Below are 9,432 nucleotides of genomic sequence, written 5' to 3'. Positions count from 1 at the left end.
CCCGTTGCGGGCGTTCAAGGTGAGCGGGTGGGTAGTGCTATGTCGCAAAAAGACCTGGAAACTTAATTTACGGACTATTCACACTTGGGGTAAAAGAAATCTCGTATTGACGCAAAGGCGCAAGGACGCAAAGGTTTTGTTGCAGGCTTTGCGCCTCTGCGTCTTGGCGTCAAAATCTGGAAGCTAGGAGAAGTGTGAACAGTTAGCATTCAGTTGGTTCTTTAATCTCGGTATGTCGCGGTACCGCAGCAACCCGATTATTGGTCATATTTCGCATAAGCGAGTGTTTAGCCCCTTCACGATACAGTTCGCACCCATGTTTGCGTAAGTGGCGCAGCAGATCAGTACATTTCATACTGGCGCCCAGACAAAGGGTTCACGAACGACAATATGCCCCTGTGTCTCTTGGATTGCTAGTTCGCGCCGAGCTTCAAGCACCATCGCAGCAGCCTCCTGCAAATTCTCACGTGCTTCGTCCAGCGTTTCACCCTGGGTAATAGCCCCTGGAAGTTCTTCAATCCAAGCCACAAACCAGCCATCATCAGTCTGCTCAAAGACGGCAGTCCACATTATCGGTGGTGTCATAGCTCCTCCTTGTTCTAGATATACTCTATTTTAGCCTGTTTTGGTTCTAAGTTCTAGCTCGTTTGTGGGATACACCTTTGGACAAACTCAGGGCAGTCCCAACCCCAAGATGAATGAAACGTATCAACAAATCTTGCGTATCATGGATAGGGTATGCACGTTCAGACAAACCAACATCTTCACCTATGAGTCTTACCAACCCATCTGAATCTGAGCACTGGTTAAGCCGCTGGTTGACAAATCCCTACGAGATGGTGTTACGCACCCTTGGCCAGACGGATGAACCGTCGCTCAATCCACAACCTAGCGATCCAGCAGAACCACCATCATCGGATACAGCGCCGCTCAATACACAACCCGACACTCCACCTCAATCAGCAACGCCAAATGTTGCCCAACCATCAGTGGCACTGCTCATAGACGGCGAGAACTGCGCCTCCAGTGTGGCCGCCCAGGTCGTGGCCAAAGCAAAAGAGTTTGGTGATGTACGGGTACGCCGCGTCTATGCCAACTGGACGATAGGCAGTACGCGGAGTTGGATTGACCCCATTGCACGCTACGCCATCCAACCGATTCACCATGAGCCGACCACAACGGGCAAAAATGCGACCGACATTCTCTTAACTATTGATGCAATGGATTTGCTGCACAGCCATGCGATTGATTGTTTCTGTCTTGTTGCCAGTGACAGCGACTACACACCACTTATCCACCGCCTGCGCGCCGCCCAACGCACCGTCGTGCTGATTGGTCGTACTCAGACGTTGCCTTCGCTGGTGCAGATGAGTAACGTCTTTATCTCCTTGGAAGATCTGACGGAATCACCCGCACCAACCAAAGCCACCCCCGCGCCCGCCGTTGCGCCGCCACCACCTGCCAAAACCACCCCCGCGCCCGCCGTTGCGCCGCCACCACCTGCCAAAACCACCCCCGCGCCCGCCGTTGCGCCGCCACCTGCCAAAGCCGATCCCACGCCCGCCATTGCGCCACCCAAGCAGACCACAGTTAGCCCAACCGCAACCAAAGTAGGTTCCCCACAACCAAGCGTGAGTCAGCCAAAAGAGATGAGCAGCATCGAACCGATCCTCATCGCGGTGTGGGAAGAAGTACAGCGAGTACGCGGTACGGTTTCACTCTCAAATTTCATCAACGCGATCAAGCAACTCCATCCCCATCTTAAGCCTGAAGGCTACGGCCATGCCAAATTCGCCCAACTGATTAAGCAGCGGAATGATCTCTTCAGGCTCGAACCAGACAGCCAGAACCCTTCGCACATGATGGTACTACGGACACAGCCCACACCAACACAAGCGACACCCAGTGCTCCAACTACGCCCCCCAAACCGACAAAGAAGGCGGCTCCAAGTAGGATACGCACGCTCTTGGAACAAGCGTGGCAACAGGCTCCCAAAGAGAATGGCTGGATGACGATGTCTACGATTGGCCAACAACTCAAGCAGATTGACCCGAAATTCACATCCAAACAATACGGCCATTCGCGCCTGACTTTACTACTCCAAGCGCACACGGATCTCTTTGAGTTGAAGAAGGTGAATGCAGGCCAGTATCGGTTGCGGAAGAAGTGAGGATGTGACGGATTAGATGCGCTGAAACCGAATAGACGTGCTATACTCCAGTATAGACGATAGCCCAATGATTTTCAACGGGAGGTGCCATTATGACAGTGTCAACTCAGACAGTGACAACTGACTATGATCAAGCTCTTATGATCATCAGGCGTCTTGATCGTACCACCCAGGCGCGGCTTGTGGCTCAGGTGGTGCAAGACCTTGCGCAAGAGCAACCTACACCTATAAACAATCAGCCTGATCCTCGCGCCATACTCGCCGAAATTCGCGCCCACTTTGCTAAGCTTGGCCCGGTCTCACCGAGTATGAGCGAGCAGCTTGATATTGATCGTCAGCATCGTGCAGATCTACTTGAAGGCAAGGTTAATGAGTAATGTATACTCTTGATGCGAACATCTTCGCACGCGACGCAGACCCAACAAGCCCGTTCTATGTGGTTTGTCGCGATCTTCTGCAAGTACTCGATCAACAGAAATACCAGATCATCGTACCAAACTTGCTTTTGGCCGAAGTTGCGGCAACAGTCAGTCGAACGCGGCGTGATCCAATTCGTGGGCGGATGATCGCCCAGGCGATCACCGCCTTCAAACATGTCCAACTCATCCCGCTCAATGACACACTAGCGCAGGAAGCTGCCAACCTCGCCGCCGACCGGGCGCTGCGTGGTGCCGATGCTATCTACGTTGCGGTGGCTCGACATTATGGCTGCACCCTGGTCTCACTCGACCGCGAACAGCGCGAACGAGCGGCTTCGGTTGTGCGTGTCCTTACGCCAGATGAAGCACTGGCTGAAATTACAGGTAGCAGCACCTAAAACGCCCCCGATTCCGCACAGTGAACGTGGGATGCAGAAAAGCCACAAACTATCATCCCCCTCCACATCCCTCAACGCCCAAGACCCGCCATCACCGGGAGGTGATCGCTACGCCCAATCCAGGTGGTGGTGTTCAATAGCTATGCTACAAGATTGTGTATATGGGACACAATAACTGCATAAATACACTATACTAACATGTAGACTATTTACAAACTCAGAGCAACTTCCCCCCCCACACTCCACCCTAACTGAACTTCATGGAGGTGCCCCCTCATGAGTGATAAACCCGCCAAGAAAGATCGCCGCCTTGCCACCCAGATGCAGCAGCGTCGCCGCAATCTCTTCACCGGGCGGAAGGAGGAGACGGCGCAGTTCCTCCAAACATTACGTGCGCTCGCGCATCCTGAGAGTAACGAAACGGAGGAGAAGTGGGTCTTTAGTATCCACGGCCAGGGTGGAATTGGCAAGACGACGCTGCTACGCGAGTTTGAGGCTATCTGTCAGGCTGAGAAGATCGAGTATGTCTATGTTGATGCCCAGTTGGAGGGTGGCGATAGCATCACTGATTTGATCGATCTGATGCGCCGTATCCGTGGCCACTTTTCGCAGACGCGCTTCCAACAGGTGATGCAGTCGCATCCCTTTGCGGGCTTCGATACGGCCTACCAACGCTATAAACAATTGGAAGATCGCGTGCGCCGCGAACAGTTGGCGGGTGGTTATGCGCCGCCGCAGACGACGATGCCTCAGGCACCAACCCAGGTGGCGTTGGCCTATGTGCATTCCACTGACCGCAACGCCCTTCCGCTCTCCGCTGCTGAAGAGCATGCGCTACAAGCGATGCCCGATGGCTATGGCAAAACTCCCAAGGATAAGCGCGAGTGGCTCTTCCGTACCCTCGGTAATCTTGATGATGCTGAGTTTTTTATGCAGCCCGAACCGCTGCTGGTTGTGGCCTTCTCTGATGCGCTCGAACTTGTGTGTGGGGATAATCTCTTTGTCCTGATGTTCGATACCTATGAGAAGGTGGATAGTTTTGATCCGGCGATTCGCGATACCTTCTTGGCCCAGTTGAATATCGAGCGCGTGATTGTGCTGGCGGGCCGTCAGTCGCTCTATGATCGCTTCGATGGTTCGTGGCGCAATATCACCTATTTCTTTGAACTGCGCCCCTTTACCCAACCAGAGGTGGCCGATTACCTTCAGAAGCGCAATCTGCCAGACATCAATCTGGCCGAGCGCATCTTTGACTTCACCCACGGTTGGCCATTGGCGGTCGGGTTGGCGGTTGATGCAGCCGAACGTACCAGCAGTACCGAGGAGGCGCTGGCGCTCTTTCGTGATGATCTCCCGACCGGGCCACTCACGACCCATGAGCAGCGCCTCCAGATCGTGGATCACGTCACGGAGCGCCTGCTTAATCAGGTACCGCCCGCTGAACGGCTCTCGATCTGGGCCGCTGCGGTGCTCACCTCTTTCACTTATGAGCGGCTGCTGGCTTTGGTTGGTGCGGGTGGCTTGTCCCAGAAGCAGTATGCCCGCCTGATCCGCTACTCTTTCGTGCGCCGCGCTGGGGCTGGGTTTATGCTCCACGATCTGGTGCGTGACTATATCTTGCGTAGCCTGAAGAACCGCGTCCCTGATATTTACGAATCACTGCACCACCGCGCTGCTGAGTATTACCTCACCCAGCAGGTGGCTCAGGATACCGATAGTGCGGGGCGGAGGAGTGAGGAGTGGCAGATGCTCACCAAGGAGTATCTCTACCACCATATTCAGGCCGATGAGCATGTCGGGGTGCAACTGCTCTTTAAGTATATTGCTGAGGCACTCTATGATCGGAATTATCGCTATGCCCAGCAACTGACCCAACTGATTAGTTGGACGGTGCCGGTCAATACGATGAATCTCTATGACCTGGATCGCTGCTGTATCGCGCTGGCGCGTGGCGATAGTGCGAAGGCGTGTGCCATCCTGGAGGCGGATCTGGGTATGCTCGATCTGCCCCGCCCACAGCGTTACCTCTTCGCACTGACCCTGGGGCATCTACGTATGCAGTGGCCCTATGCTAACTACGACGCGGCACGCAATGCCTTTACGCTGGCCTATGATGCCGCCCGCACGCTCTGTGATACCTATGCGCTGGCCGCACCGTTGTGCAACGGCGAGCAGCAACCGGCTGTGGCTACGAGTGTGACGAGTAAGCCGCTGGTCTTTATGAGCTACACCTCCTTTGATGATGCCTACGAGACCGGCGCACTCTCGCAGTTTCGTGAGGAGTTGCGGCGCGCCTTGCGTTTCCATAGCGGTGAGGAGGTGGAGATCTTTCAGGAGGGTACGGGGGTGGATCTGGGGCAGCCCATTCAGGAGCGGATTAGCCGCTCGCTGCGTGAGGTGATGATCCTGGTGCCGATTATTACACCAAACTATTTTACCAGTGAGGCATGCCGCCGCGATATTGCGCTCTTCCTCAACCGCGAACGCCAACTCGGTCGCAACGATCTGATCATCTGGATCTACTACCACCCGGTGGAGGATCTCGATACGCTGCGCGAACATCCAGAGCAGGCTCCAGAGATGAGCGACCTGCTGGTACGCGAACTCGCCCAGCGCATGGGGGTCAACTGGCAGCCCTTCCGCAAGCGCAGCCTGAACGACCCGGAAGTGCGCAGTGAGATTGAACGCATCGCCCAGCGCATCATCGCGGTGATGCAGAGTCTGTCCGATACACCTGCACCGTCCGCGCCGGCTACTACCACCACCACCGATCCGACTCGCTTCAGCCTCAGCCTGCCGGCGCAGCACCCGCGCATTGACCACTATCCAACCTGGACGGCGCTGGCGCTGGCCTACCATGGCATGTGCGATGCCGAGTTGGGACAGTATGATCAGGCGATTGAGCGCCTTCAAGCTGCCCTGAACCTGGCCGAGCAGATTGGTGAGCAGAAGACGATCCTGCGCTGTATCGTGCAGCTTGGCCATGCCTACCGCATCCAGGGTAGTTTTGCGCAGGCGATTAGCCTGCTAGAACGCGGCTTACAGTACGATCTGCACACAACCCCCGGTATTCAACTTGATTTGTTGCAGGCGCTGGGTGAGACCTACCAGAAGCAGGCCAAATACCCACAGGCGATCCGCTACTTCCAGCAGGCATGCGATCTGGCCAAAGAGAAGAGCGAACCGGATCGTTTGGTTGGTGCGTGGCGGATGTTGGCCAAAGCCTACCGTGATATGAGCAAGTTTGAGGATGCCTTTCACGCCTACCAGGCCGCGCTGCGCCTCGCCGATGAGTTGCGTAACGACGGGCAGGCCGCCGACATCCTCTCCGATCTGGGACTCACCTACCGCCAGAAGGGTGAGTATACCCAGGCCATCCACTACCTAGAGCAGAGCCGCGACCGCTACCAGGCAGCGGGGCAGGCCACGGCGGTGGCTGAACTCTGGCGGATGCTTGGCGATACCTATGGCTGGAACGCCAAACCCGATGCCGCACTGGCTCACTATGCCGAAGCGCGGGTGCGCTACATTGAACTGGATGCGCAGGAGAAGTTGGCTAATCTGGCTACCTCGCAGGGGATGCTCCAGCGTATCCGGGGCGACCAAGCCAGTGCTGTGGCCAGCTATACCGAAGCCTACGAGCGTTACCTAGCCCTGGATCGCCCCATTCTGGTTGCCCAATCGCTCTGGAACCTCGGCATTGCCCACCACCTCTGGGGCAAATTCGAGTTGGCACTCGACTACTATGCCCAAGCCCGCGAGCGTTATGCCGCCCTCGGCCAACACGATAGCGTGGCGGGGCTGCTGCGCGATATTGGACGCACTGCCCAAGCCCAAGGCAACTATGCCCAGGCAGTAGCCTACTTTGAGCAGAGCCGCGACCTCTATGCCCAGCTTGATCAGCCCAGTCAGGTTGCCAATCTGTGGCACTTTCTGGCCTGGGCCTACAAGAGATGGCGCAAGTTTGATCAGGCCAGCGAATGCTTCCACGAGGCGCGGCGGCATTACGATGCGCTGGGGTTGCCCGCCGAAAGCGCCAAAGTGCTTGATGGGTTGGGTTGGTTGTACGACGAGAAGGGTGAGTATGCCCAGGCAGTCACCTATTTTAACCGCAGCCTAGAGATCGTAACCCAACTAGACCTGCCGAGTAACATTGCCTCACTCTGGTCGGATTTAGGCTCGGTCTACCGCAACTGGGGCAAGTACGACGAGGCCATCCGCCACTATAGCGAGGCCCAGCGCCGCTACGAACTGCTCGATCAGCCCCGGAGTATAGCGAATACGCTCTGGAATTTGGGATTTCTCTATCAGGAAAAGGGCGACTATGCCCAGGCGATTACCTACCTGACCCAAGCTCGTGAGCGCTATAGCCAACTCGACCATCCATCGAGTGTGGCGAGCCTCTGGCAGCAACTAGGCCAGATCTACCGACTATGGAATAAGTATGATCTCACCTTACAGCACTATGCCGAAGCCCAGCAACGCTACGAGCAACTCGGGCAACGCGGGCAGGTCGCCGATATCCTGTTGGCCATCGGCCAGACCGCCTATGCCCAGGGCGACTACGCACGAGCGGTGGAGTTCATCAGTCGCAGCCGCGAAGAGAACCGGGCACTAGGGTATTTCCATGATGTGATTACTTCACTGGCAGATCTCGCCTTTGTCTACGAGAGTTGGGGCAAAATTGAGCAGGTCATCGGCTGTTATGAAGAGGCCCTAAAACTCTCCATCGAGCGGGACATACCCGACTTTATGGCCGCAATTGAGCGTAACCTGGGCGCTGTCTACCGTGATCAGGGCCAGTATGCACGGGCGATAGCCTACTTCACCCATAGCCGCGATGCCTTTACGCACTTGAACCAGCCCCAGGATGTGGCCGAGATCTACAAACATCTGGGATCGACCTATCGGCTTTGGAACAAATTTGAGCAAGCTATTGCCTGCTACCAAGAGGCACTGCAACGCTACCGCGATCTCGATCAACGCGCAGCAGTCGCCAATACCCTCTGGGAGATAGGCATGATCTATCGCGATCAGCGCAACTTTGCCCAAGCTGAGCAACACTTTATTCAGAGCCGCGATCTCTATATACAACTTGAACGCCTGATCAACATCGCAAATCTTACATACCATTTAGGTATCAACGCTCGGCATTGGGAACAGGCCGACACAGCCTTGGGTTATGACCAGGAGGCACTAGATCGCTATCGCACACTAGATAACCAAGTAAGCGCGGCGAGTACCTTATGCGACATTGGATGGGTTTATGAACTACGCGGCGATTTCCCGCAGGCACTCGACTACCTGCGCCAGAGCCGCGAGATCTATACCCAGATGGAGCGCCCACAGAATGTTGCCTGGTTGTGGGATTACATGGGTGACACCTACCGCATTGCCGGTCAATTTAGCGAGGCACTGGCCCATTATGAAGAGGCCCGCCAGCGCTTTGTGGCGCTTGATCAACAGGCCGATGTCGCCAGTGTCATCCAGGACATCGGGAGGCTGCACCATGCCCAGGGAAGCTACGCCGAGGCGATCCGCATCCTCAGCGAGAGCCGCGAGCGCTATGCCAGCCTGGGCAAACCGCACAATGTTCTGAACCTATGGCTCAATCTAGAGGCCGCCTACCACGACTGGGGCCAGTTTGAGGCCGCGCTGGACTGCTGCACCGAGGCGCGCCAGATCGCGCACGAGCAGGAGTTGTATGAGCGCGACACCTATACGCTGAGTAAGATGGGGTTGATCTACCAAGCGCAGCAGCGCTACAGCGAGGCGCTTGATCTGCAACGCCAAAGCCAGGAACAGTATGTGCGTCTCGGTCGCCTCCTTGATGCCGGGTTAGTAGCATTCGACATCGGTGAAACGGCCCTCCTCGCGGGCGATAGGGAGCAGGCGGCCCAATCCTTCACGGCGGCGTTGACGACGGCACTCGACATGACCTACCTCCGCCTAGAGGCACGGGCGCACATCGGGCTAGGCTGGTGCGCCGAGCCACATGACGATACCCAGGCGGCAGCGCACTTCACACGGGCACTGGAGATCTACACCAACCTCGATGATCCCAGGTTCTGGGGCAAGGCCCAACTGGGTATGGTGCGGGTGGCATGGCGGGCGGGGCAATATGAAGCGGCCCACACACGGATCGCCGCAACCTTCACCCAACTCAGCACCCGCCAGCGCCGCCGCGACATGGCGCTCCTGCACAAGGAGCTAGGCCGCTTCTTCCAGCAGGTGGGCGAAGCTGAACGCGGCCGCGAGCAACTGCTGGCAGCCCAACAGCTCTTCGCGCAACTCGACAACCAATACGAAACCGAGCAGGTCGCAGCGTTGCTGTAGGGGCGCGTCGTGACCCGCCCAATACTGCTTAGACCGTTTTGACGCAAAGACGCGAAGGCGCAAAGCCTATACCAAAACCTTCGCGCCTTCGCGCCTTCGCGTGAGCCT

Annotated in this window: 5 protein-coding genes; 4 read left to right on the top strand and 1 reads right to left on the bottom strand. The window is 56.5% G+C overall.

Features of this window, described 5'->3' with window-relative positions; translation table 11 throughout:
- Positions 1–351: 351 nt before the first annotated feature.
- Positions 352–585, bottom strand: coding sequence for a type II toxin-antitoxin system HicB family antitoxin (locus EKD03_RS15160; protein WP_174842886.1), 234 nt, complete (start codon positions 583–585; stop codon positions 352–354).
- Positions 586–770: 185 nt separating this feature from the next.
- Here EKD03_RS15160 and EKD03_RS15155 point away from each other — a divergent pair, with 185 nt between their 5' ends.
- From EKD03_RS15155 to EKD03_RS15140, 4 genes are all read left to right on the top strand, one after another.
- Positions 771–2,171 (top strand): NYN domain-containing protein, encoded by a 1,401-nt coding sequence (locus EKD03_RS15155; RefSeq protein ID WP_161569280.1) that lies wholly within the window; start codon positions 771–773, stop codon positions 2,169–2,171.
- Positions 2,172–2,263: 92 nt separating this feature from the next.
- Positions 2,264–2,548 carry a hypothetical protein gene (locus EKD03_RS15150; protein WP_129632668.1) on the top strand — a complete coding sequence of 95 codons (285 nt, stop codon included), beginning with the start codon at positions 2,264–2,266 and terminating at the stop codon, positions 2,546–2,548.
- Positions 2,548–2,988, top strand: coding sequence for a type II toxin-antitoxin system VapC family toxin (locus tag EKD03_RS15145; RefSeq protein WP_129632665.1), 441 nt, complete (start codon positions 2,548–2,550; stop codon positions 2,986–2,988). The genes EKD03_RS15150 and EKD03_RS15145 overlap by 1 nt, the downstream gene beginning before the upstream one ends.
- Before the next feature lie 276 nt (positions 2,989–3,264).
- The gene (locus EKD03_RS15140) at positions 3,265–9,324 is read left to right on the top strand and encodes a tetratricopeptide repeat protein (protein WP_129632662.1); all 6,060 of its coding nucleotides are present in this window, start codon (positions 3,265–3,267) and stop codon (positions 9,322–9,324) included.
- The last annotated feature ends 108 nt before the right edge of the window (positions 9,325–9,432 follow it).

This window comes from Candidatus Oscillochloris fontis (assembly GCF_004138135.1).
Lineage (GTDB): Bacteria > Chloroflexota > Chloroflexia > Chloroflexales > Chloroflexaceae > Oscillochloris > Oscillochloris fontis.
The sequence above is the reverse complement of the archived record's forward strand: the minus strand, read 5'-3'. Positions and strand labels throughout refer to the sequence as shown.

Bases quoted from the DNA above. Each gene is read 5' to 3' on its own strand.
- EKD03_RS15160 (WP_174842886.1), bottom strand. From the start codon at position 585: ATGACACCACCGATAATGTGGACTGCCGTCTTTGAGCAGACTGATGAT.
- EKD03_RS15150 (WP_129632668.1), top strand. From the start codon at position 2,264: ATGACAGTGTCAACTCAGACAGTGACAACTGACTATGATCAAGCTCTT.
- EKD03_RS15155 (WP_161569280.1), top strand. From the start codon at position 771: ATGAGTCTTACCAACCCATCTGAATCTGAGCACTGGTTAAGCCGCTGG.
- EKD03_RS15140 (WP_129632662.1), top strand. From the start codon at position 3,265: ATGAGTGATAAACCCGCCAAGAAAGATCGCCGCCTTGCCACCCAGATG.
- EKD03_RS15145 (WP_129632665.1), top strand. From the start codon at position 2,548: ATGTATACTCTTGATGCGAACATCTTCGCACGCGACGCAGACCCAACA.